Below are 22992 nucleotides of genomic sequence, written 5' to 3' on the forward strand. Positions count from 1 at the left end.
GCGGATTCTACGCGTGCAACGCGGACCGATTGTCGAATAGTGGGTCACAGGCTATAGTCTTCCGCAGCGGCCTTGCGCGCCGCTTTCAGTCGAAAGCCGATTGGTAGAAAACACCACACATGCGGCGCGCGTGAATCACGCGCACGGATACGAGACCGCTGAAGCGGCGTAAGACCAGGTTTGGGGAAGAGCAAACGAAGCGGCACGCGAACGGCATCATGCCCTCGCCGGGCTGCTCGTCGAGAACGACTCATCATCTGGAGCCCCCATGACAGATGTTCCTGAGGATAACGATGCGCATCCCCACGTGACGCATCGGCAAGGAGCGAAGTCTTATCGCAATGCCACACGGTTCACCGGCTTGCCACCGTCGTTTTCCGCTTCGCGCAGGGCCTGGGTGCTCGGCTCGTGCGCGACGGCCGCGGCGCTCGCGTTCGCCGGCGCGAGCCGTTCGCCGTCGTGGATCGCGCCCGCCTTCGCCGATACGCGGCCAGCCGGGGGCGGACTCGATGCCTTCCTCGCGCTTTCGCAACACCTCACCGGTCGTAGCAGTTTCGATACCGTGCTTGGCCAACGTGTCTACGATGCGCTGTCGCGTGCCGATAACCAGTTCGCGCAGAACGTCGCGGCGCTGAACACGTGGCTGCAAGGCCACGGCGGCGTGCCGTCCGATACGGTCAAGCAGGCGCTGCAGACCGACCAGCCCGCGCTCGCGAAAACGGTCGGCGCGATCATGCGCGCGTGGTATCTGGGCCTCGTCGGCGACATGCCGCACGTCCAGGTGATCGCGTATGAAAAGGCGCTGATGTTCGAGCCCGTCCAAGACGTGCTCACGATTCCCTCCTATTGCCGCGACGTGCCGTTCTACTGGACGCAGAAGCCGACGCCCGCGTGAGCCGCGCGAGCCCGCGAGCGGGCCGCGCCAGCAGCGCAACCAGCACGCCGGACCCGCAAGCGTCGCACGAACAAAGCCCGCAACAGGCAGGGCATCGAAGAGAGAAACGATGGCAAACACACAATCCGCCGATATCGTCGTGGTCGGCTCCGGCGTCGCCGGCAGTCTGGTTGCGCATCAGCTGGCGCTGGCGGGCGCGTCGGTGATCCTGCTCGAAGCGGGGCCGCGCATTCCGCGCTGGCAGATCGTCGAGAACTTCCGCAACTCGCCGGCCAAGTCCGACTTCGCGACGCCGTATCCGTCGACGCTTTACGCGCCGCATCCCGAGTACGCGCCCGCGAACAACTACCTGATCCAGAAGGGCGATTATCCGTACAACTCACAATACGTGCGGCTCGTCGGCGGCACGACCTGGCACTGGGCGGCCGCCGCGTGGCGGCTGCTGCCGTCGGACTTCCAGTTGCGCAAGCTATATGGCGTCGGGCGCGACTGGCCGTATCCGTACGAAACGCTCGAGCCGTGGTACGTAGCCGCCGAAGTGCAGCTCGGCGTGTCCGGTCCGGATAGTTCGATCGATCTCGGTTCGCCGCGCTCGAAGCCCTATCCGATGCAGCAGTTGCCACTGTCGTACATGGATCAGCGCTTCAGCGACGTGCTCAACGCGCAGGGCTTCAAGGTCGTGCCCGAACCGGTCGCGCGCAACAGCCGTCCGTACGATGCGAGGCCCACCTGCTGCGGCAACAACAACTGCATGCCGATCTGCCCGATCGCCGCGATGTACAACGGTGTGATCCACGCGGAGAAGGCCGAGCAGGCCGGCGCGAAACTGATTCCCGAAGCGGTCGTGTATCGCATCGAAGCGGACGACAAAGGGCTCATCACCGCGGTCCACTACAAGGACCCGAACGGCAATAGCACACGCCTCACCGGCAAGCTGTTCGTGCTCGCGGCGAACGGCATCGAAACGCCGAAGCTGATGTTGATGTCGACCTCCGACAAATTTCCGCACGGCGTCGGCAACAGCTCCGATCAGGTGGGCCGCAACCTGATGGACCATCCCGGCACCGGCGTCACGTTTCTCGCCAACGAACCGCTGTGGCCCGGCCGCGGGCCGATGGAGATGACCTCGATCGTCAACTTCCGCGACGGCGCGTTCCGCTCCGATTACTCGTCGAAGAAGCTGCATTTGTCGAACGGCGTGCCGACGATGGGCGTCACCGCCGACCTGCTGGAAAAAGGCCTGACCGGCGCCGAACTCGACCGGCAGATTCGCGACCGCGCGGCGCGCACGCTGAACATCAACAGCTTTCACGAGCATCTGCCGGAGCCGCAGAACCGCATCGTGCCGTCGGCAGATCACAAGGACGCGCTCGGGATTCCTCAGCCCGAGATCTACTACTCGATCAACGACTACGTGAAGAAGAGCGCCGCCAATACGCACGAACTGTATGCGCAGATCGCGACGCTATTCGGCGGCACCGAGGTCTCGTTCGACGACAGCTTCGCGCCCAACAATCACATCATGGGTACGACGATCATGGGCAGCGATGCGGCGAGTTCGGTCGTCGACGCGGACTGCCGCACGCACGATCATTCGAACCTGTTCATCGCGAGCAGCGGCGTGATGCCCACCGCCGCGTCGGTGAACTGCACGCTGACGATCGCTGCACTGTCGCTGAAACTGGGCGACAAGCTGAAGCGCGAAATCTGAGCGCCGACCGGAGAGCCACAATGACGAAGAACACCTGTCGCGCGCAGCCGGACCCTGTGCTGATGCACGTCAACCAGCGCCGCCGCTTCGGCGGCGCGGCGCTCGCGGCCGCGTTTTCGCTGTTTGCGCTGTCGATAGCGTGGCACGAGTCGCACGGCCCGGACGCAAACTCGACCGACGAAATGCCGATTACCCATGCGCGCGCCGACGACGCGGCGCAGGCTTCGGTCGGCGGCCCGGCCATGCTCGCCGGCAAGGCCGCGAATGGCGAACTCGTGAAGCGCGGCCAATACCTGACCCGTGCCGCCGATTGCGCGGCCTGCCATACGGCGGACAAGTCGCGCCCCTTCGCGGGCGGCCTGCCGATCAGCACACCGTTCGGCACGATCGTGACGCCGAACATCACGCCCGATCCCGACACCGGCATCGGCCAATGGAGCGACGCCGATTTCATGCGCGCGATGCACGAAGGCATCGGCAAAGGCGGCGAGCGGCTCTATCCGGCGTTCCCGTACACCGCCTACACACGCGTGACCGAACAGGACGTGCTGGCGATTCGCGCGTATCTGAACACGCTCGCGCCGATTCACTACACGCCGCCCTCGAACAGCCTCAAGTTCCCGTTCAATCAGCGCTGGCTAATGGTGTTCTGGAACCTGTTCAACTTCACCGAGGGGCGCTTCGTGCCGGACCCGAAACAGAGCCCCGAATGGAACCGGGGCGCGTATCTGGTCGAAGGGCTCGCGCATTGCGAGGAATGCCATACACCGCGCAATTTCATGCAGGGGCTGAAGTCGAGCGCGCGTTTCTCCGGTGCGGTGCAGGCCGGCTGGCATGCGTTCAATATCACGCCGGACAAGCTGAGCGGCGTTGGCGACTGGCGCGACGACGAACTCACGTCGTATCTGTCGACCGGCGCGGCGCCGAGCCGCGCAAACGCGGCCGGCCCGATGGGCGAAGTGGTCGCGAACAGCACGCAGTATCTGACGCCGGTGGATTTGCGCTCGATCGTCGTGTTCTTGCGCTCGGTGCCGGCCGTGAGCGGCGGCGACGCGCGTCCCCGTCATCAATGGGGCAAGCCGGCCGGCGACGTCACCGCCCTGCGCGGCACCGCGATCACCGGCGTGAACGGCGCGCAACTGTTCGTCGCCAATTGCGCGACCTGTCATAGCTGGACCGGGCAGGGCGTGGGCGCGAGCGCGCCGGGCGCGTATCCGTCGCTGATCCACAATTCGACGGTCGGCGCGAACGACGCGAACAATCTCGCGTTGGTCATTCTGCACGGCGTGAATCGCACGACCGCGCACGCGGACGTGCTGATGCCCGCGTTCGGCGGCCATCTCGACGACGAGCAGATCGCGGCGATCGCCAACTACGTGACGAAACAGTTCGGCAATCCGCAGGCGACGATCGCGGCCGACCAGGTGGCGAAGCTGCGCACGCTGCAATAGCGCGCGGGAGGACTCGGGCGCGCGCCAGGAGTGACCCGCGCAAACGTGCATTTCCGGTAACGCATACCGCAAATGTGCCGTTTCAGCGTCATTTCTGCGTCGTTCGATGTCTTTCTTGCTCGATGAAGCGTGCGGATACGATAGGCACCCCGCATACGCGCGCGCGTCGGCCGCATTATCATGGTGGGATGAATTCCTCCCCCGCCAACTTCGTTCAGCATCACGACGCCAACGAGGCCGGCCGCGATTTCGTGGTCGGCGATCTGCACGGCTGCGTCGACGCTTTGCGCTACCTGCTGCGTCAGATCGCGTTCGATCCGACGTGCGACCGGCTGTTTTCGGTCGGCGATCTGGTCGATCGGGGCGAGCACTCGGAGCAGGCGCTCGCGCTGCTCGAGAAGCCGTGGTTCCATGCGGTGCTCGGCAATCACGAGGACGCGCTGTGCGCGGTCGCCGACGGCCGCTTGCGGCGGCAGTGGTGGTACGGCATCGGCGGCGCGTGGGCGGTCGACGTGCCCGACGAGCGTCTGCGCTATTACGCCGAGCATCTGCGCACACTGCCGCTCGTGCGCGTGATCGGCAGCGGCAAGGCGCGCTTCAACGTTCTGCACGCCGAATTTTTCGGCTCCGACGCCGAGCTCGACGCAGGCAATTATTCGGCCGAAACGCGCCAGCAATTGCTGTGGGGTCGCGAGCTCGCGCTAGGCAACGGCGATCCGCTGCGGCAGCGCGGGCTGTCGCTGACTTATTGCGGCCATACGCCGGTGCGCGACATCACGCAGATCGGCTCGCAAGTGTTCATCGATACGGGCGCGTTCGGGCCGGACGGCACGTTGACGATCGTGCAGCCGCAGGCGTTGCGTCGTTGGTCGATCTCGGTCGAGGCCGCGCGCGCGGAAGGGGCGGCGGAACTGGCCTTGCCTTGAACGGCTGAAGTCCCCGCGCTGCTTCGCCGCTCTTCTGTCACCCGACTTGATTCAACTCGAACACCATATCGACGCTCCTGCCGTTCCAGTTGTATTCGAGGTATGCCGCGTGATGGCAGTCGCGCAGCAGCATCGTGCGGAACGCCGCGAGGCATTCGCCAGCGCTGTCGCGCACCGACGGATACACGATGCCCGGCGCGCCCGCCGCGCGTACCGCGCGCCCGAGCGCCTGTCCGGGAAGGTAGTCGTCGGGCGACAGCACGGCGGGATCGAACTCGGGGTCGCGACGCAAGTCGACCACGTTGCCTTGTGCGACTACCGTATAGAGACGCATCTGTTGACGCATCGGCGGCTCGGCGGTTGCCTGGAGAAACTGACCCGTGTGATAGCGTGTTTCGGCGATCGCAGTCGCGCGTGAACGCGCGCAATAGAACACGCCGTAGGTGCCGTCGGAAAAGCGGCTGCCGAGCGGATTCAGATGCGTGAGCGCGGCCATGATCGGCCCGTAGCCGGGCCCGAAACGGCGCTCCTCGCGCGGCACCAGATCGAGTTCGCCGATTTCGGTGCGCAGACGGTCGTTGGTCATCGCTTCGAGCGCATACAGCGCGTCGAAATCCTCCGGCGATGCGACCCGATCGAACAGGTTGATGGCCGGAAAGCGCGTCGGAATCACTCGATACGCGGGCGACCAATCGAGCGCTGCGCTGGTCCAGCGGTCCTGCCATTGCGGTTGTGTCACGCCCAGCCGCCTCGCATTGCGTCGAGATACTGGCGCACGGCCACGAGATCGCTGATGTTGCCTGCCAGCATACGGTCCAGCGCGCGTTTGCCGCCGAACGGCGGCGCGCTGTTGGGGCGTTTGACCCAGGTGTCGGCGGCGCTCGGCTGCGGCAGCAGAATCTGCAGCGCCTTGTAGATACCGAGCAGCAGCGACAGTCGCTCCAGCGTGTCGTGGCTGAGGCGCGCGGTCTCGGGCGTCGCCCTCCACTTGAAGAACGTCGAGCGGCCCGGCTTGCCGAGCAGCACGATCTGCTCGTCGGCGCTCAGGTCCCAGTCGCGCGCGATGTTGAAGAACGCACGCAGACCGGCCGCGGACATCTGCGTCAGCGTGGGTTCCGAAAGCGATCGTCGCGGCGATGCCTCGGGCGAGGAAATTCGGGCAGCGTGAGTCATTGCGGGTAAGTCCCTATGTGTACTTTTCAATGATATTAGTCCAAAAGTGGATTTTTGCAAGAGAATATAATCCTGGCTCGTTTTGGCAGTCGTCGATCAGGAGAAGCAGCAGATGCGGGTTCGAGTAGTAGCAGCGGCGCTGGCCGTATGGTGTGTGTCGGAGGTGGTGTTGGCTGCCGGTTATGCGGAAGTGTGGAATCCGCCGGAGGTGAGCGGGCATCTCGCGAGCGGACACGTTACCCGGCAGGCGCACGCGCGGAAGAAACCCGAGGCGGTGAAAGTGAAGGCGGGCGCCAAGGGCGGAATCAAGACCAAAACTGGTGCGCATGCGCGGCAGACGGCGGGCGCCCGGCACGCGGCAACCCATGTCGCGTCGGCCGGCGTGGCCCACGGCGGCAAACTCGCGGCGCATGGGAACGGCGCGAAACATCTCGTGGGGGGCGGGAACGTGAAGGACGGCGTGAAAGTCGCCGCGTCGGGCCAGAACCGCTCGCACGCCATCGTTGACGCGCGGGCCGCGAAGCATGCGCAGCCACGGGTGCAACTGGCGCGCGCGAAGCCGGCTCAGGGCAAGGTGGTGCACGCCGATTTCGCGGCGGCTCACACTGCGAAGCCCGCGATTTCCCGTGCGAATCCGATCAAACCGCCCGTGCGGACTTCGCCGGACGCGTCCGCAAACGTTAGCGACATCGCGCCGATGGGCTCCGTGCCCAATCCGGCGACCGCCAGCAGCGGTTCGCTGCCGCCAATCATCCACTAAGGCTGCTTCGAGCGGCGCGGTGTGGCGCGGCGCGGTGTGGCATCGGTCGTGGCGTCACGCCGTGGCGAGGCCGTTTGCAAGCAGCCGCAGCGTTTCCGCCGAGCGGGCCTCGCGCACGCGCGAATGCAGCGTCACACGCGACTCCGGCAGCGCCGGCAGGCTGAGCCGCGCGCCGACGTCGATCAGACCGCGCGGCGCAACCCGACGCGCGAGCGGCGATACGGCGAGCCCAGCGGCCACAGCCGCGCCCACTGCCGCGACGCCACCACCCACAAACACCTCCTGCCAGGCGATCCCCGCCGCCGTCAGCGTGCGCAACGCGACGTCACGCACGTTGCACGGCGGGCTCAATAGCGCGAGCGCCAGCGGCTCACCGGCTCGCGGCAGCCATGTCGGCGTCGCGAGCCAACCGAGCGGTTCGCTGAACAGCGTCTGCGCGTCATCGCGCGGCGGTTCGTCGGCGCCGTAGCGGACGATCGCCGCATCGAGCCGGCGTTCGTCGAACTGCGCGAGCAACGCCGCCGACGTGCCCATATGCAACTCGACCACGAGGCCCGGATCGTGCGCGTTGAGCCGGCCGAGCAGGTGCGGCAGATCGGAGCCCGCGACGTGCTCGCTGAGCCCGAGCACGAGCCGCCGCCGCTCCACCGACAGCGCGCCGAGCGCGCGCTCGTGCGCGTTCAGCAACTCGCGCGCGGCGTTGAGAAACGCGTGGCCGTCGGCGGACAGACGCACGACGCGTGGCGTGCGCTCCAGCAACTGCTTGCCCAAGTGCGCCTCCAGTCGCTTCAGCTTCAGGCTGACGGCCGATTGCGTGGTGTCGAGCGCGTCCGCGGCGCGCGTGAAGCTGCGCAGATCGGCGACCAGCACGAAGGCCCGCACCGCATCGAGATCGAGGACTTTCATTTCAGATGAAAATGGATGAAATAGGCATGGATATCTGTTTATTATGATGGAGCGCGCCTAAGCTGTGTTCAACCCAACACCGCAACAAGGAGCCCATCATGCCGCTCACCCGAATCTCACTGCGCGCCGGCAAGCCGGCCGAATACCGCCAGGCGCTGACCGCCGGCATCCAGCGCTCGCTGGTGGATACGTTCAACGTGCCGAAGGACGACATGTTCATGCTGATCACCGAGCACACGCCCGACAACATGATCTATGACCGGCAGTACCAGAATATCGAGCGAGGCGACGATCTCGTCGTGATCCAATTGACCGTCAGCAACACGCGCCCGGTCGAGCAGAAGAAAGCGCTGTATCGACGCATCGTCGATGAACTCGGGAAGTCGCCGGGCGTGCGGCCCGAGGATGTGTTCATCAACCTCGTCGAGGTCGAGAAGGAGACCTGGTCGTTTGGGAATGGGATTGCGCAGTACGCAAGCCGTCCCGACTAGTGAAATGCGTCATCAAAGAGCGAACCACCGACCAGATTGCGACATTTCAACAAATATTGAAATATGACGGTGAAGTGGATATAGTGTCCTTATGGACACGATCAATGCCGTACGCGCGCTGGGCGCGCTCGCTCACGAATCCCGTCTCGCGATCTTTCGCCAGCTCGTCGTTGCCGGCCCCAAAGGCATGGCGGCTGGCGAAATAGCGCAGCAGTTAGGCATTTCGCCTTCCGGCCTTTCGTTCCACCTGAAAGACCTGACACACGCCGGACTGGTGAGTCCGCGACAGGAAGGGCGCTTCGTCATCTACACCGCAAACTTCGACGCGATGACGTCGCTGATCGGCTTCCTCACAGAGAACTGCTGCTCCGGTGCATCGTGCGCCGCGAGCGACCTTTCCAACTGCTGCCGAGACGAAACATGAAACGCATGCACATTCACGTGGCTGTGGACAATCTTGCCGACAGCATCCGCTTCTACAGCGCGATGTTTGGCAACGTCGAGCCGACGGTCATCAAGAGCGATTACTGCAAGTGGGAGTTGAGGGACCCCGTCGTGAACTTCGCGATCTCGCAACGCGGCGCGAAACCTGGCGTCGATCACATTGGCATCCAGGTCGAAACCGATGAGGAACTGGCAGAGATGAACGCGCGCTTCGCCGCCGCTGAAGTTCCCGTGCAGCACCAGAGCGGCACGACATGCTGTTACGCGAAGTCCGACAAGGCGTGGACCGTCGATCCGCAAGGCGTGGCCTGGGAAACCTTCCTGACGCTCGAATCGGCTCCCATCTATGGGCAATCTCATACCCAGGCATTGGCAGCAAACGAATCCGCGGCAGCCTGCTGCGCTCCGTCCCCGACAGGCATTTCATTTCGGAGCCGCACATGAGCGGCAAACCGTATTCGGTACTGATTCTCTGCACCGGCAACAGCGCACGCAGCATCATGGCCGAGGCGCTGTTCAACGTGCTCGGCAAAGGACAGTTTCGCGCGTACAGCGCGGGCAGCCATCCATCCGGCGCAGTCAATCCGTTCGCGATCGAGAAATGCGCGGCACTGGGCTACGACACCGCGAAGATGCGCAGTAAGAGCTGGGACGAGTTCGCAACGCCCGACGCACCCCAGATGGACTTCGTCATTACCGTATGCGATCAGGCTGCGGGCGAGGTCTGCCCGATCTGGCCCGGCAAGCCGATCAGCGCACACTGGGGCTTTGAAGATCCCGCAGCCTGCCAGGGAACCGACGACGAGAAGCGCGAAGTTTTCGACAACGTCTATCGACAGATCATGAATCGCGTGAGCCAGTTCGTGGACCTGCCGCTGCACGCGCTCGACCACGACGCAATCCAGCGCGAAATGCGTGCCATTGGCGAGCGTCCGGCAGAGGAAACCAATGAGTCGCGCTGAGGCTCGCGCAGCCGCGCGCCCGGCTATCGGCTTCTTCGAGCGCTATCTGACGGTGTGGGTCGCGCTGTGCATCGTGGCAGGCGTGATACTCGGCCAGTTGTTGCCGGGCGCATTTCAGGCGCTCGGGCGCATGGAAGTCGCGCACGTCAACCTGCCCGTCGGCGTCCTGATCTGGGTGATGATCATCCCGATGCTCATCAAGATCGACTTCTCGGCGATGAAGCAGGTCGGCAGCCAATGGCGCGGCATCGGCGTGACGCTCGCGGTCAACTGGCTCGTCAAACCGTTCTCGATGGCCGTGTTGGGCTGGGTGTTCATTCGTCACGTGTTCAGGCCGTGGCTGCCCGTCGAGCAACTCGACAGCTACCTCGCAGGTCTCATCCTGCTCGCCGCCGCGCCGTGCACGGCAATGGTCTTCGTGTGGTCGCAGCTGTGCAAGGGCGACCCGTATTTCACTCTGTCGCAGGTCGCGCTGAACGACTCGATCATGGTCGTGGCGTTCGCGCCACTCGTCGCGTTGCTGCTCGGGCTGTCCGCGATCACAGTGCCTTGGGACACACTGATCGCTTCGGTTGGCCTTTACATAGTGATCCCGGTCATCCTCGCGCAACTGCTGCGCCAACGCTTTCTTCGAAACGGCGAAGAGCATTTCCGTAGCGTCGTTGCCCGTCTCGGTCCCTGGTCCATCTGCGCCTTGCTCGTGACGCTGGTCCTGCTGTTTGCGTTTCAGGGTCAGCAGATCGTTGAGCAGCCGCTGGTGATCGCGATGCTCGCCGTGCCAATCCTCATTCAGGTGTTTCTGAACTCGGGACTGGCCTACCTGCTCAACCGCCAGTTGGGCGTCGCACATTGCGTCGCTGGCCCGTCGAGTCTGATTGGCGCAAGCAACTTCTTCGAACTCGCCGTTGCCACGGCAATCAGCCTGTTCGGTTTTCATTCGGGTGCCGCCCTGGCGACGGTGGTTGGGGTTCTGATCGAGGTCCCCGTGATGCTGCTCGTCGTGGGGGTCGTGAACCGTTCGCAAGCATGGTACGAATCAGGGCAGCGGAAAGTCGCGCCCAACTTGGGGAGAAACGGATCGTGATGAGTGATCTGCCGAACGTCAGCCCTATTCACCTCGATATACCGGACGTGGACAAGCTGGCACCCGTGACCACTTCAACGCATCCGCCACGCATCCTGCTGCTTTACGGGTCGCTGCGAGCAACGTCGTATAGCCGGCTGCTGACGCTCGAAGCCGAGCGCATCCTCCGGCATTTCGGAGCGCAAACGCAGGTATTCGACCCGCACGGCCTGCCGCTCGCCGATAGTGTCCCGGCAGATCATCCGAAGGTCGTCGAACTGCGCAAGCTGTCCGAGTGGTCGGAGGGCCAGGTTTGGTGCAGCCCGGAGCGCCACGGCAATCTCACGGCCGTATTCAAGAATCAGATCGACTGGCTGCCGCTCGAAAGCGCGGGAATACGGCCGACCCAAGGGCGCACGCTGGCTGTGATGCAGGTGTGCGGAGGCTCGCAATCGTTCAATGCGGTAAACGCGCTGCGCGTGCTTGGCCGCTGGATGCGGATGGTGACCATCCCCAATCAGTCGTCGGTCGCGAAGGCATACCAGGAATTCGATTCCGATGGCCGTATGAAGCCCTCGTCCTACTATGATCGCGTGGTCGACGTGATGGAAGAACTGATCAAGTTCACGCTGCTCGTGCGGGACCGTTCGGACTATCTGACCGATCGATACAGCGAGCGCAAGGAGGCCGCGCCCCTGCAAGCGAGCGTACTTGCAGGCTCGGCGATGCGACACGAAATCGATTCCAATGCCGACACCGACGACAGCGAAACCGAATGAACCCGACCATCTGCATGCCCGGCTACAGACGTGGGTGCTGGCGTGGCTGAGCGGACTTGCTAGTCCTTACCCCACCGCCAGCGCGGCGGCTCGCCCTTCAGCCAGCACACGACCACGAGGGCCACTGTTAATAGCGCGACCAGCAAGGCGAACGTGAGCGGATGACCCGCGGGTTGAAACCGGAAAACGACCATCCCGAGCGACACGAAATACGCGAGCAGCGTCAGCCATCCTTGCCAGCGCACGGGAAGGCCCCAACCCCAGCCATAGCGTTTGGCAGGGAACCAGTATTCACGAGAGGGTGACATCGCGCGGTCTCCTGATTCGTGCGCTTGCTCATTGTCGACGATTCACGGTCGGTAAGTGCAAGCATTGCATCTTCCGCCCTGTATCACGAGCGACTATATTTCCTGGACCGGTTTCAACCCGAGTCCATCGACAGGAAACGTTCCATGCAACCCGCAAACCAGCAAAAAACCGTGCTTCTGATCGGCGCCTCGCGCGGCCTCGGCTTCGCGATGGTCGAGGAGTATCTGAAGCGCGGCTGGCGAGTCATCGCGACCGGCAGACAAAATTCCACGACCAGGCTCCTTCAGCTTGCGAAAGCGTCACATGAAGCACTCGAAGTCGAAACGGTCGACATCACGATGCCCGAACAGGTCGCCGCGTTGCGGGGCCGCCTCGAAGGACGTCCGATCGACCTGCTGTTCGTCAACGCCGGCGTCAAGAACGACGATAGTGAAACGATCGCGGATGTATCGACCGACGAATTCGTGCGCGTGATGGTGACGAACGCGTTGAGTCCGATGCGGGTCGTCGAGGCGCTGCAGGATCTCGTTCGGCCGACTGGCACGATCGGCGTGATGTCGTCGGGGCAGGGCAGCGTCGCCAACAACGAGAACGGCAATTACGAGGTCTATCGCGGCAGCAAGGCGGCGCTCAACATGTTCATGCGCAGCTTTGCCGCACGTCATCGAAGCGATACCAGAACCCTGCTGCTGATGGCGCCCGGCTGGGTGCGAACCGACATGGGCGGGCCGGACGCGCGTTTGAGCATCGACGAAAGCATCCCGAACCTGGTCAGCACGATCGACGCATACGACGGCCGTGCCGGTTTGCATTACCTCGACTACCTTGGCAGAGTCGTGCCGTGGTGAACGGCAAGCGTCGGGGCCAGCGGTAGAAGAGCGCGTCGCTATAATGATTCGCCGCCATGCCTCGTACCCTCAGCCACTCTCTGCCATGACCATCGACCGCCCCGATCCTCCCCGCGATGCCCTCGAACTCGGCGGCTCTGTCTGGTTTCAGGCGGGCACGCAGACGCTCGGCGGCGCGGCCCGCATCGCGCTGCTTGCGGCGATTGGCGAGACCGGCTCGATCACGAGCGCGGCGAAGGCGGTCGGCATCAGCTACAAAGGCGCGTGGGATGCCATCGACACGATGAACAACCTCGCCGGCGAGCCGCTCGTCGTGCGTCTGACCGGCGGCAAGGGCGGCGGCGGCACGACGCTGACGCCGCGCGCGGTGAAGCTGATCGAGACGTTTCGCGCGGTCGAGCGCGAGCATCGGCGCTTTCTCGAACGCGCCGGCGCGGCGATCGGCGAAGGCTTCGCGACGGACTGGGACCTGATCGGCCGCATCGGCGTGAAGACGAGCGCGCGCAATCAGTTCTACGGCACGGTGTCGGCGATCGAGCGCGGCACCGTCAACGACGAAGTGTCGCTCGCGCTGCCCGGCGGCCACACGATCGTCGCCGTGCTCACGCACGAGAGCACCGAAGCCCTCGGGCTCGCGGTCGGCGTGGCGGCGTTTGCGCTGATCAAGGCGTCGTGGGTCGTTTTGCTCGTACCGGGTGATGGCGATCGCGGTGCGCCGTTGAACCTGTCGGCGCGCAATCAGTTGCGTGGCACCGTGCACAGCGTGAAGCGCGGCGCGGTGAACGCGGAAGTGTCGCTCGGGCTCGAAGGCGGCGCGGTGGTCACGGCGGTCGTCACCAATGGCAGCGTCGACATGCTCGGTTTGCAGGAAGGCGCGAGCGCGGTCGCGGTGTTCAAGGCGTCGAGCGTGATACTTGGCGTGAAGGATTGAGGTTGCCGGGGCGTAACGAAGGCGCAATGCCGCCCGCTCAACGGGGCGACGCCTCGCTGCGCGCATATCCTGCGAACGGATGATCCTCTCGCACGCGGCCGTCGCTGACCTGCACGACCTGATCGCCGAATGCGGCGACGTCGTCCGGATCGTGCGTGATCAGCACCATCGGAATATCGAGCCGCGTTTGCAGGTCCGATAGCTCGCGCCGCATGCGCTGGCGCAACTCGCTATCCAGTGCGGAAAACGGCTCGTCGAGCAGCAGCAGGCGCGGCTGTGAAACCAGCGCGCGCGCGAGCGCCACGCGCTGCTTCTGCCCGCCCGACAGCTGCGCCGGGTGATTGCCCGCCACGCCCCTCAATTCGAGCGCATCGAGCCAGTAATCGACCTGCGCATGCGCGCCGCGCGCACGCGGATTGAGCCAGCCCCGGTGCAGCCCGAAGCCGACGTTCTGCCGCACGTTCAGATGCGGAAACAGCGCGTAGTCCTGAAACAGATACGCGATCTCGCGCGCCTGCGGCTTCTGATCGATGCCGACCGCGCTATCGAACAAGGTAGTGCCGTGCAGCGTGATGGTTCCTTCATCGGGCCGCAGCAAGCCGGCGATCGCCTGCAAGGTCAGGCTCTTGCCCGCGCCCGACGGCCCGAACAGCACGAGCCGCTGCGTGCTCGCACTGAACGCGACGTCGAGCGTGAAACGCCGCTCGGCGGTCTCGAAGGTCTTGCGGATGGCGACGTTGAGCGGCATGTCAGCGGGCTCTCAGAAGCGTGTGCTGCGGCACGAGACGCCCCGCAAGCAGCAGGATCGTCACGCACGCGACCGATGTCACGAGCACGAGGAAGTTGGCGGTGCTGTCGTCGCCGGCCTGCACCGCGGAATAGACCGCGACCGACAGTGTCTGCGTGCGGCCTGGCAGATTGCCCGCGATCATCAGCGTCGCGCCGAATTCGCCGAGCGCGCGCGCGAACGCGAGCAGGCCGCCCGCGAGGATGCCGCGCGCGGCGAGCGGCAGCGTCACGCGGAAAAACACCGCGGCTTCGCTGACGCCGAGCGTGCGCGCCGCGCGCTCCAACTGCGGATCGACGCCTTCAAAGGCGGCGCGCGCGGACTTCAGCACGAGCGGAAACGCGACCACCGTCGACGCGATCACCGCGCCCTGCCACGTGAAGACGAGCTGGATGTCGATGCGGTCGAGCCACGCGCCGATCACGCCGCGTCGGCCGAGCAGCACGAGCAGGTAATAGCCGAGCACGGTGGGCGGCAGCACGAGCGGCAGCATCAGCAGCGAATCGATCACATCGCGCGCGCCGGAGCGCCAGCGCGACAGGCCGAGCGCGGCCGCGACGCCGAGCACGAGATTGAGCGCGGTGGCCCAGCCTGCGACCTTCAGCGATAGCAGCAGCGGAACCCAGGCCTGTTGCATGAGCGTGTGCTCTCCCCGTGAATCAATGCGCCGGCTTGAAGCCGTACTTCGCGAGCACCGCCTGGCCGGCCGGCGACAGCACGAAGTCGATGAAGGCTTGCGCGTCGGCCGCGTGATGGCTGTCTTCGACCTGCGCGATCGGATAGCTGATCGACGTTTGCGTCGGCAGGTTCAGCGCGACCTTGACCTTGTCGGGCATGATCGCGGCATCGGTGCCGAACACGAAGCCGGCGTCGACTTCGCCGCGCGCGACGTAATCAAGGCTCTGACGCACGTTCGACGCGAGCACCGCCTTCGCGCTGACCGCGTTCCACACGCCGGCGGCCTGAAGCGCGCCCTGCGTGTAGCGGCCAACCGGCACCGAGGCCGGATCGCCGAACGCGACGCGCTTGACGTTCGCGGTCGTCAGCGCGTTGAGGTTGGCGGGCGCGAAATGACTGTCGGCTGGCACGATCAACACCAGCGAGTTGGCGGCGAAGTCGCGCCGCGTCGACGGCACGATCACCTTTTCGGCGGCGGCCTTGTCCATTGCCTTCTGATCCGCGGACGCGAATACGTCGGCGGGCGCGCCTTTGACGATTTGTTGCATCAGCACGTCGGACGCGCCGAAGTTCAACAGAACCTTGGTGCCCGGATGCTGTTGCTCGAACGCGTCGCCGACCGCCTTGAACGCATTGGTCAGGCTGGCGGCGGCCGAGACCACCAGTTCATCGGCGTGGGCATCCACGCTGACCGCGAGGGCGGCGGCTGCTGCGACGCACAGCGCGTACTGCTTCAGATGGCAAGAGCGTGTCATGAAGGACCTGGAGTCTGACGTGAACGGGAAGCGGTGGCTTAAAAACGCCATCGTAATATATACGCGGTTATAGCGGTGCGCGAAACGGTCGATTCGGCGCAGCGCTTCATGTATGGCGTGAAGCGCGAGCAAAATGCTACGAAACTGTAAAAGGAAGCTTGAAAACGCGGCGGGGAGGCCGGCGCAGCGTGCTCAGATGTCCAACGCGCGCATCGGCTCGAGCGTCTTGCGCGTTTGCGACAGCGGCGCGGCCGACGGTCGGATGTCGCGTGGGGACCGCCATATCGCGCGAATGAACGGCCGGTCGTGGCCGGACACCTTCAATGCGATATGCGTGACCCAGCGCTGCGTGGGCACGTGCACGCCGTGCATCAGGATTGCCAGCACCATCAGGCTGACGGCGACCGGGAGCGCCGACAGCCGGCCCGGCTCCGCATCCCACGCGATGCGCACGAACACGAGCGCGGCGAGCGCGCCGACGAGGCAGCCAGTTGCCGCTTCGGACGGCGAATGCGCGCTCAGCACGACGCGCGACAAGCCCACCGCCAGGCCGGCGGCCAGCCCCCCGAGCACGCCGAGCAGCCGGACGGCGCGGCGCGCGGGCAATAGCATCAAAAATAGCGCGACCGGATAGACGGCCGTGGACAGCATGGAGTGACCGCTCACGCCGGTGAAATCGAGCTCGCGCACGCCGACGCCCCAGCCGAGGAAGGCGAGCTTGGTCACGGTCACGACGCCGATCGCCGTCCCGAGCAGCGCGAGCCAGCAGCCCGCGAGCCGCCACGAGTAGCCGACCGCCAACCATAGCGCGATGGCGAGCGCGAGCGGCAGCGTCAGGCCGGCGCCGCCGAGGCTGGTGATCGAATACCACAGGTGGATCGGAAAATCGGGCATGGCGAGAGCGCGACGCGGGTCGCGTGAAGTCGGGTTGGTGGAAATCGGCGCGCGGCCGGCACGAAACGCCGATGCGGCCCGGATCGACACGTCGGGAGATCAACCGCCAGTATAGTCGGGTGTCGCGCGACGGTCTTGCGGCGCGCAGCGCTTTTGCACGCCGAATGTGGGTTGCCGAACGGCTGTCGACGTGGTTTGACGACAGGTCCCCGGCAAGGTTCGCGACGATCGGAATGGGCAGGAAGGGCGGCGCTGGTGTTCAGCACCGCAGGAAAAATGATGTTATTGTGCATTGCACAACTTTATCCGATCCGCAGTTTTGGGGTCCGCATTTATCTCTTTTGCGAGGTTATCGCCGATGGCAAAAAGCCTGTCGAAAATCTGGCTACGTGGTTTCAAACGCCTGCTCGCGATCCAAACCGAACACGCGCAAAAAACCGCCAAGCGAGCGCAGGCGCGACCGGTTCGCGCCGCCACCACCAAACCGTCGAGCAAGGCTCATCCACTGAAGCCGGCTGCCGCGCTACGCATGCCGATGAAACGCGAAGCGCCACGCGAGTCGCGCGTGCGTCCACGCGCGGCCGCGTGGGCGAGCGGCGCGTGGACGCGCTCGTTCCATTCCGCGCCGGCCGCGCCGGGCCGGCTGGTCAATCACCTGCAGTACGGGCTCTATATCCCGTCCGGGCACGCGCATGAGGCGATGCCGCTGGTCGTGATGCTGCATGGCTGCACGCAGTCGATCGACGAATTCGCCGAGGGTACGCGCATGAACCTGCTCGCCGACCGCTACGGCTTCGCGGTCGTGTATCCGGAGCAATCGAAGCACGCGCACTCGCACCGCTGCTGGCATTGGTACGATGCCGGCGATAACGCCGGCGGCGCGGAAGCGCGCGCGGTCGTGTCGCTGGTGGATTCGCTGGTCGAGCAGCACGGCTTTGACCGCGCGCGTGTCTACGTGGCGGGGATTTCGGCGGGCGCGGGGCTGACCGCGCTATTGGCCGTCAAGTACCCCGGGCATTTCGCAGCGGTCGCGCTGCATTCCGGCCCCGCTTTCGGCGAGGCGCGCTCCGGCATTACCGCGATGGACGTGATGCGCCGCGGCGCGCGTCGCGAGCCGGTGGAACTCGTCGACGAAACCACGAACGTCGCACAATACCCGGGCATGCCGGCATTGATCGTCCACGGCGATGCCGATCATGTGGTGGCGCCCGTCAACGCGGACCAGTTGGCGGCACAGTTCCTGCGTCTGAACCGCCTTATTGATGCAAATGGCGCGCGCAAAGCCGGCGAGACGCGCGAAGACCGCAAAAATGGCGTCGTGATGCGCGATTATCTGCGCGGCGGGCGGCGCGTGGTGCGGGTTTGTCGTGTGCAGGGGCTGGGTCACGCATGGGCTGGCGGTGACGATGCGCTGCCCTTCCATTCGTCCAAGGGTCCGGACGCGAGCGCCATGCTGTGGGAATTTTTCCGGCATCAGCGTCGCACGGACGCGGGCCGCATCGCGGAAGGATTGGCGGCTTCGTCGGTCGGGCGGTGACGTCCGAGCAACACCTCGAAAATGAGCAGTGGCGCGAAATCAGGGTTTTCCCTATAATACGGGTTATCCCCTAGGCGTAAACGCCTAGCCATCATTGCCGAGGTGAATCATGTATCTGATCAGTCGCCTGTTCCTGTTTCTGACCAAGTCGCCGGACCAGCTCGCGAAGGAGCGCGCTGACGCCTATCTCGCTGAAGCGACCGATCTCTACGACCTCGAATTCCGCATGCGCAAGCTTGATCAAGAGACGAACGTGCGTCAGCCGTCGTGGATGAGCCAGCACTACGGCTAAGCCGACTGCCTGGACTCGGCAACAGGCAGTCAGCAATCGGAACATCGGCGCGTGGTGAGGCGCTGGTGTTTTGGGTTGGCCATCAAGGCTATTGCCGGTATCGCGCGCTCCCCTTTACTCATCGTGCGGCCTTCGCGCCCGCTTGGCAGGCTCCGCTCAAGCAGCCGGATTCAGTTGCCACAACGCGTAGTTCAAAAGCGCGGCGTACGCGACCCACACGACATACGGCATGAGCAGAATGCCCGCGAGGCGATCGCGCCGCCAGAACACGTACGTCAGCATCACGATCAGCAGCAGAATCAGGATGTCGATCAACGCCGTCTCCGGCCGATGCAGGCCGAAAAATAGCCACATCCACGCGGCGTTGAACACCAGTTGCACGACCCACAGTACGATCGCCGCGGTCAGGCCGTCGCGCTTCCACACGCGCCACGCGGAAAACGCCATCAGCACGTAAAGTACGGTCCAGACCGGTGGGAAAACCCAGTTCGGCGGATTGAACACGGGCTTTTGCAGGCCCGTGTACCACGCGTCCGGCAGAGACAGACTCGCGGCCCAGCCGGCCGCCAGCGTCAGGATCAAAAACACGAGCAGCGACGGCAGACGGCGCATCTTCACCCCCTTCAGACCTTCTTATTCAATAATGTGAGCAGGCACTCACTTTCCATATCAGGCCAGTGTGCGCTCGCGGGCCTGTGCGTGGTCGACGATCCGTTCGGGATGATTCCCCCAGTACCATGCACCGAATTCCGCGAGCCGCTCCGCGCCGGCTAGCCACAGCGCGGGAATCCATTTTGCCGGCAACTTCGCGAGCCGCGGTAGATATCGTTTGATAAAGCGCCCGTCGGGTCGAATTTTTCGGATCGTGTGACCGGATTGAAAATACGGGAGTGAGGTTGCGCGCCGCAGCCGGTCGAGGCGGCCCACTGCCAGCCGCCGTTGTTCGCCGGGAAATCGAAGTCGTTCAGCAAATCGGCGAAGTATCGCTCGCCGAGCCGCCAGTCGATGCCGAGGTCCGTCGCGAGGAAGCTTGCCGTGACCATCCGCAGACGGTTGTGCTTTTAGCCGGTCTGGTTCAACTGCAGCATCGCGGCATCGACGAGCGAATAGCCGGTGCGGCCGTCGCACCAGGCGGCGAACGCTGCGTCGGCCGAGCGGCCTTTTTCCCAGCCCAACTGCTCGTATTCCCGCTTGAACGGCGCGCCTTTCGCGAGGCGCGGGTGGCGCCCGCACCCTGCACGATAGGGCCGGGCGCGGCACCGGGTAATGCGCCGCGAGCGGTTCTTCTTGAGCATTGCTGATCGGCGCAATGGCCGACCTGACCTCAAGCGACGTGCAGACGAACCGCGACGTTGTTACGCGTAGCGTTCGAGTACGGGCAGACCTGGTGCGCTGCATCCACCAGTTCCCTGGCAGCGTCCGCAGCCAGACCTGGCAGAGTGATACGCAGGTCGATGTCGAGCGCGAAGCCGCCCTTGTCGTTCGGACCGATGCCGACGTCGGCGGAAACCTGCGTGTCGGCCGGCAGGGCCTGTTTGCGCTGGCCGGCGACAGACTTCATGGCGCTCAGGAAACAGGCCGAGTAGCCGGCTGCAAACAGCTGTTCGGGATTCGTGCCTGCTGCGCCATTTCCGCCGAGTTCACGCGGTGCCGCCAGCTTCACGTCCAATGCATTGTCCGACGATACGGCGCGGCCGTCGCGGCCGCCGGTGCTCGTTGCGCTTGCCTTGTAGAGGATGTTCATGGTGCAGCTCCTAGTCTTGGGTGTCAGGGGTTGGCATGTTTGCCGCTGGCTGCCGGTTCGCCGGTCCGGCGAAGCGCTAGCGAAGCGGCGTGTGACCAAGATAGAACGCAAATCATTTGTGTGCAAATGAATTTTGCGATGGAACCGGAACTAGTCCTTTTCAGTTATCGCACTACTGGTCCATGAAGTCGTTGAGCGTCGTGCGCAGTCGTGTGAGGTCGTCGCGCAGACGCAGCAGGAAGTCCGCCGTCTGCTGCGTCGCGCAGAAGATTTCGCCGGGCACGTCGCGCGCCTGACGCTTGAGCGCCTTGCCCGCGCCCGTCAGGCGAATGTAGACGAGGCGCTCATCGTCGGTGCCGCGCGCGCGCCCGACGAGTCCCTGCGCTTCGAGGCGCTTGAGCAGCGGCGTGACCGTCGCCGGATCGAGATTCAGGCGCGCGGCCATGTCCTTGACGGTGACGTCGTCGGTTTCCCACAGCACGAGCATCGCCAGATACTGTGGATACGTGAGTCCGAGCTTTTCGAGCAGCGGCTTGTACGCTTTCGTCATCGCGAGCGAGGTCGAGTAGAGCGCGAAGCATAGTTGCTCGTCGAGCGTGAAGGGGAGAGCGGGGCGCTGGGTCATGATTCATCTCGGCAAAAAGAGCGTGCAAATGGATTGCACGCAAACCATTGTGCCGCAAGTCGATTCAGGATGCCGTGCGTCGGGAACAGGTGTGTCGACAGAGACGTCGGGAAGGTCCGCGCGGAACACGCGGCGCGCGGGCGCCAGAACGGCTCCCGCGCGGGAACGACAGGTCAGGCCGCCGGCGTGGTCGGCAGATCCGGCGTTTGCGGCGTCTGCACGCCGAAGCAGCCGCGATAGGTCGCGTAGAACGAGCAGTACAGCATGGTCGTGACGATCATCGTCGCGGGCATCAGGATCGCGAACGCGAAGTCGGCCGCGCCGAGCGCCTGCATCAGCGCGGACAGGCCGATCGACACGACTGTTGCGACTGCGAACCACAGCGCGGCGAATACGACGAAAGCGCCGCGATTGCGCCAGCAACTGACGACGCTGAAGAACATCGCCTTGACGGGCGGCACGTCGTGCCAGGCGGCGAGGATGGGCGAGAACCAGAACAGCATCGCGACCGGTATGTAGAACGCGAGCGCGGTGATCACCGCGAGCGGGATATTGCTGTTGGCGATCGTGTTCTCATCCATCGATGCGCTGCCGAGCATTACCTTCAGCAGCATGCCGCCGTCGGCGAGCGCCGAGCCGGCCAGCACGAGCGCCATGGCGATGACATACAGCACGCCGAGCACGAGCAGCCGCCGCGCGACCACCGGGCCATACGAGTGAAAGCCGTCGACAAGGATGGTCGGAAACACCGGTTTGCCCGCGATCGTGTTGCGGCATGCGGCCATGAAGCCGACCGCGACACCGGGAATGAACAATAGCGGCAACACGCCGCCGACCACCGGAATCTGCGACACGAGCGTCATCACCAGCAAATAGGTGAAGAACAGCGTCAGAAAGGCGAGCGGATTCTTGCGGAACAGCCAGATACCCTGGCGGAACCACACATAGCCGGTTTTCGCGGGGACTTCGATCAGTTGCATGTGGTATGGATGCCTGGATTCGCGACGCCCTGCAGGCGCTCGCGCAGAATGCGTTCGAAATGACCGGGGTCGTGCGGCTTCAGCAGTTCGGCCGCGCGCGGCAAATGAAAATCATACAGGCGCGAGACCCAGAAACGGTATGCGCCCGCACGCAGCATGTCGCCCCAGTGACGGTTTTCCTCGACGGTGAACGGCCGCACCGTCTGATACGCGCGCAACAGCGCCTCGGTGCGCTCGGCGTCGAGCTTGCCGGTCGCGAGGTCGACGCACCAGTCGTTGACCGTCACCGCGACGTCGAACAGCCACTTGTCGCAGCCGGCGAAATAGAAATCGAAGAAACCACCGAGCCGCACTTCGTGGCCGGTGTCGGGCGCCGCGTGAGCGAACATCGCGTTGTCGCGGAACAGGTCGGCGTGGCACGGGCCAGCGGGCATTGCCGCGTAATCGGCGGAGGCGAAGAACGCTTCCTGATGCGCAAGCTCGGACGCCAGCAGATCGCGCTGCTCGCCTTCCAGATACGGCAAAATCGTCGGCACGGTTTGGCGCCACCAAGGCAGGCTGCGCAGGTTCGGCTGATAGCGCGGATAGTCGCGGCCCGCGAGGTGCAGGCGCGCGAGCATCTGGCCGACCTCGACGCAATGCTCGACGCCCGGCGAGAGTTCGGGTGTGCCTTCGAGCTTCGTCACGATGGTCGCGGGTTTGCCCAGCAGCATGCCGAACAGCACGCCGTCGAGACGCGGCATCGGATCCGGTACCGGCACGCGATGCGCGGCGAGATGCCGCATAAGGTCCAGATAGAACGGCAGTTGTTCAGCTGTCAGCTTTTCGAAAATTGTCAGCACGTATTCGCCGCGCGTCGTCGTCAGAAAGAAGTTGCTGTTTTCAATGCCGGACGAAATGCCGCGAAACTCGACGACATCGCCGAGATCGTAGTGACTCATCCATTCTGCGAGTTGGGATTCGTTGACAGCGGTGAAGACGGCCATGCGGAAACGTCGGATCAGGTTGTTCGGGCTGGCGCGGTGCGGCCAGTGCGAGGTGAGACAAACGA

At 64.6% G+C, this 22992-nt stretch carries 28 protein-coding genes and 1 pseudogene; 15 read left to right on the forward strand and 14 right to left on the reverse strand.

Annotated elements, in window-relative coordinates:
- The first annotated feature begins 268 nt into the window (after window positions 1–268).
- The 4 genes from OKW45_RS14195 (at window position 269) to OKW45_RS14210 (ending at window position 4983) form a co-directional block, all read left to right on the forward strand.
- Window positions 269–895: a sugar dehydrogenase complex small subunit gene (locus tag OKW45_RS14195; RefSeq protein WP_429469008.1), complete on the forward strand. Its 627-nt coding sequence runs from the start codon at window positions 269–271 to the stop codon at window positions 893–895.
- A 109-nt stretch (window positions 896–1004) separates the two neighbouring features.
- On the forward strand, window positions 1005–2606 hold the full coding sequence (locus OKW45_RS14200) for a GMC family oxidoreductase (protein ID WP_429469011.1): 1602 nt from the start codon (window positions 1005–1007) through the stop codon (window positions 2604–2606).
- 20 nt (window positions 2607–2626) lie between these two features.
- Window positions 2627–4057, forward strand: coding sequence for a cytochrome c (locus tag OKW45_RS14205; RefSeq protein WP_429469013.1), 1431 nt, complete (start codon window positions 2627–2629; stop codon window positions 4055–4057).
- 188 nt (window positions 4058–4245) lie between these two features.
- A complete protein-coding gene (locus tag OKW45_RS14210; RefSeq protein ID WP_026226467.1) occupies window positions 4246–4983 on the forward strand; it encodes a metallophosphoesterase in 738 nt (245 codons plus the stop codon).
- A 37-nt stretch (window positions 4984–5020) separates the two neighbouring features.
- On the opposite strand, the gene OKW45_RS14215 is transcribed toward OKW45_RS14210, so the two are convergent.
- Window positions 5021–5722: an RES family NAD+ phosphorylase gene (locus OKW45_RS14215; protein WP_429469015.1), complete on the reverse strand. Its 702-nt coding sequence runs from the start codon at window positions 5720–5722 to the stop codon at window positions 5021–5023.
- Window positions 5719–6081 (reverse strand): MbcA/ParS/Xre antitoxin family protein, encoded by a 363-nt coding sequence (locus OKW45_RS14220; RefSeq protein WP_018424156.1) that lies wholly within the window; start codon window positions 6079–6081, stop codon window positions 5719–5721. The genes OKW45_RS14215 and OKW45_RS14220 overlap by 4 nt, the downstream gene beginning before the upstream one ends.
- A 187-nt stretch (window positions 6082–6268) precedes the next feature.
- Between OKW45_RS14220 and OKW45_RS14225 the strand changes: the two genes are divergently transcribed.
- Window positions 6269–6916 carry a hypothetical protein gene (locus tag OKW45_RS14225; RefSeq protein WP_429469018.1) on the forward strand — a complete coding sequence of 216 codons (648 nt, stop codon included), beginning with the start codon at window positions 6269–6271 and terminating at the stop codon, window positions 6914–6916.
- Between the two features lie 54 nt (window positions 6917–6970).
- Here OKW45_RS14225 and OKW45_RS14230 read toward each other — a convergent pair whose 3' ends face one another.
- A complete protein-coding gene (locus OKW45_RS14230; protein ID WP_429469021.1) occupies window positions 6971–7822 on the reverse strand; it encodes a LysR family transcriptional regulator in 852 nt (283 codons plus the stop codon).
- A gap of 98 nt (window positions 7823–7920) precedes the next feature.
- Between OKW45_RS14230 and OKW45_RS14235 the strand changes: the two genes are divergently transcribed.
- From OKW45_RS14235 to arsH, 6 genes are all read left to right on the forward strand, one after another.
- Window positions 7921–8313: a tautomerase family protein gene (locus tag OKW45_RS14235; RefSeq protein WP_429469023.1), complete on the forward strand. Its 393-nt coding sequence runs from the start codon at window positions 7921–7923 to the stop codon at window positions 8311–8313.
- A 91-nt stretch (window positions 8314–8404) separates the two neighbouring features.
- Window positions 8405–8737: an ArsR/SmtB family transcription factor gene (locus OKW45_RS14240; RefSeq protein ID WP_429469025.1), complete on the forward strand. Its 333-nt coding sequence runs from the start codon at window positions 8405–8407 to the stop codon at window positions 8735–8737.
- On the forward strand, window positions 8734–9201 hold the full coding sequence (locus OKW45_RS14245; protein ID WP_429469028.1) for an ArsI/CadI family heavy metal resistance metalloenzyme: 468 nt from the start codon (window positions 8734–8736) through the stop codon (window positions 9199–9201). The genes OKW45_RS14240 and OKW45_RS14245 overlap by 4 nt, the downstream gene beginning before the upstream one ends.
- Window positions 9198–9719, forward strand: a complete 522-nt coding sequence (locus OKW45_RS14250) for an arsenate reductase ArsC (protein WP_429469031.1) — start codon at window positions 9198–9200, stop codon at window positions 9717–9719. The genes OKW45_RS14245 and OKW45_RS14250 overlap by 4 nt, the downstream gene beginning before the upstream one ends.
- Window positions 9706–10803: an ACR3 family arsenite efflux transporter gene (gene arsB / locus OKW45_RS14255; protein ID WP_429469033.1), complete on the forward strand. Its 1098-nt coding sequence runs from the start codon at window positions 9706–9708 to the stop codon at window positions 10801–10803. Before OKW45_RS14250 ends, arsB begins: the two co-directional genes overlap by 14 nt.
- Window positions 10800–11561 carry an arsenical resistance protein ArsH gene (gene arsH / locus OKW45_RS14260; RefSeq protein WP_026226470.1) on the forward strand — a complete coding sequence of 254 codons (762 nt, stop codon included), beginning with the start codon at window positions 10800–10802 and terminating at the stop codon, window positions 11559–11561. Before arsB ends, arsH begins: the two co-directional genes overlap by 4 nt.
- 59 nt (window positions 11562–11620) lie before the next feature.
- On the opposite strand, the gene OKW45_RS14265 is transcribed toward arsH, so the two are convergent.
- The gene (locus tag OKW45_RS14265) at window positions 11621–11869 is read right to left on the reverse strand and encodes a hypothetical protein (RefSeq protein WP_026226471.1); all 249 of its coding nucleotides are present in this window, start codon (window positions 11867–11869) and stop codon (window positions 11621–11623) included.
- Between the two features lie 144 nt (window positions 11870–12013).
- Between OKW45_RS14265 and OKW45_RS14270 the strand changes: the two genes are divergently transcribed.
- Window positions 12014–12718 (forward strand): SDR family NAD(P)-dependent oxidoreductase, encoded by a 705-nt coding sequence (locus OKW45_RS14270; protein WP_018424166.1) that lies wholly within the window; start codon window positions 12014–12016, stop codon window positions 12716–12718.
- Between the two features lie 85 nt (window positions 12719–12803).
- On the forward strand, window positions 12804–13649 hold the full coding sequence (locus tag OKW45_RS14275) for a TOBE domain-containing protein (RefSeq protein ID WP_184004274.1): 846 nt from the start codon (window positions 12804–12806) through the stop codon (window positions 13647–13649).
- Between the two features lie 37 nt (window positions 13650–13686).
- Here the strand turns inward: OKW45_RS14275 and OKW45_RS14280 are convergent, their stop codons facing one another.
- The 4 genes from OKW45_RS14280 to OKW45_RS14295 form a co-directional block, all read right to left on the reverse strand.
- The gene (locus OKW45_RS14280) at window positions 13687–14397 is read right to left on the reverse strand and encodes a sulfate/molybdate ABC transporter ATP-binding protein (protein ID WP_018424168.1); all 711 of its coding nucleotides are present in this window, start codon (window positions 14395–14397) and stop codon (window positions 13687–13689) included.
- A gap of 1 nt (window position 14398) precedes the next feature.
- Complete coding sequence (modB, locus tag OKW45_RS14285; RefSeq protein ID WP_018424169.1) at window positions 14399–15073, reverse strand: molybdate ABC transporter permease subunit; 675 nt, start codon at window positions 15071–15073, stop codon at window positions 14399–14401.
- A 22-nt stretch (window positions 15074–15095) separates the two neighbouring features.
- Window positions 15096–15869, reverse strand: a complete 774-nt coding sequence (modA, locus tag OKW45_RS14290) for a molybdate ABC transporter substrate-binding protein (RefSeq protein WP_429469037.1) — start codon at window positions 15867–15869, stop codon at window positions 15096–15098.
- 192 nt (window positions 15870–16061) lie between these two features.
- Window positions 16062–16763, reverse strand: coding sequence for a phosphatase PAP2 family protein (locus OKW45_RS14295; RefSeq protein ID WP_429469040.1), 702 nt, complete (start codon window positions 16761–16763; stop codon window positions 16062–16064).
- Between the two features lie 358 nt (window positions 16764–17121).
- Here OKW45_RS14295 and OKW45_RS14300 point away from each other — a divergent pair, with 358 nt between their 5' ends.
- Complete coding sequence (locus OKW45_RS14300) at window positions 17122–18300, forward strand: extracellular catalytic domain type 1 short-chain-length polyhydroxyalkanoate depolymerase (RefSeq protein ID WP_429469043.1); 1179 nt, start codon at window positions 17122–17124, stop codon at window positions 18298–18300.
- Window positions 18301–18409: 109 nt separating this feature from the next.
- Window positions 18410–18592, forward strand: coding sequence for a DUF3563 family protein (locus OKW45_RS14305; RefSeq protein ID WP_018424173.1), 183 nt, complete (start codon window positions 18410–18412; stop codon window positions 18590–18592).
- 156 nt (window positions 18593–18748) lie between these two features.
- Here OKW45_RS14305 and OKW45_RS14310 read toward each other — a convergent pair whose 3' ends face one another.
- The 6 genes and pseudogenes from OKW45_RS14310 to OKW45_RS14335 all read right to left on the reverse strand — a co-directional run bounded on the left by OKW45_RS14310 (window position 18749) and on the right by OKW45_RS14335 (window position 22927).
- Window positions 18749–19204: a TspO/MBR family protein gene (locus OKW45_RS14310; protein ID WP_429469403.1), complete on the reverse strand. Its 456-nt coding sequence runs from the start codon at window positions 19202–19204 to the stop codon at window positions 18749–18751.
- 57 nt (window positions 19205–19261) lie between these two features.
- Window positions 19262–19815 (reverse strand): annotated as a pseudogene (locus OKW45_RS14315) (FAD-binding domain-containing protein); the annotation flags it as partial.
- 101 nt (window positions 19816–19916) lie between these two features.
- Window positions 19917–20336 carry an organic hydroperoxide resistance protein gene (locus tag OKW45_RS14320; RefSeq protein ID WP_429469046.1) on the reverse strand — a complete coding sequence of 140 codons (420 nt, stop codon included), beginning with the start codon at window positions 20334–20336 and terminating at the stop codon, window positions 19917–19919.
- Window positions 20337–20508: 172 nt separating this feature from the next.
- Window positions 20509–20961: a MarR family winged helix-turn-helix transcriptional regulator gene (locus tag OKW45_RS14325; protein WP_018424177.1), complete on the reverse strand. Its 453-nt coding sequence runs from the start codon at window positions 20959–20961 to the stop codon at window positions 20509–20511.
- Between the two features lie 173 nt (window positions 20962–21134).
- Window positions 21135–21941 carry a BPSS1780 family membrane protein gene (locus OKW45_RS14330; protein WP_018424178.1) on the reverse strand — a complete coding sequence of 269 codons (807 nt, stop codon included), beginning with the start codon at window positions 21939–21941 and terminating at the stop codon, window positions 21135–21137.
- The gene (locus tag OKW45_RS14335) at window positions 21932–22927 is read right to left on the reverse strand and encodes a homoserine kinase (protein WP_026226473.1); all 996 of its coding nucleotides are present in this window, start codon (window positions 22925–22927) and stop codon (window positions 21932–21934) included. Before OKW45_RS14335 ends, OKW45_RS14330 begins: the two co-directional genes overlap by 10 nt.
- Window positions 22928–22992 lie beyond the last annotated feature (65 nt).

This window comes from Paraburkholderia lebeckiae, assembly GCF_050436225.1.
Taxonomy (GTDB): Bacteria; Pseudomonadota; Gammaproteobacteria; order Burkholderiales; family Burkholderiaceae; genus Paraburkholderia; species Paraburkholderia tuberum.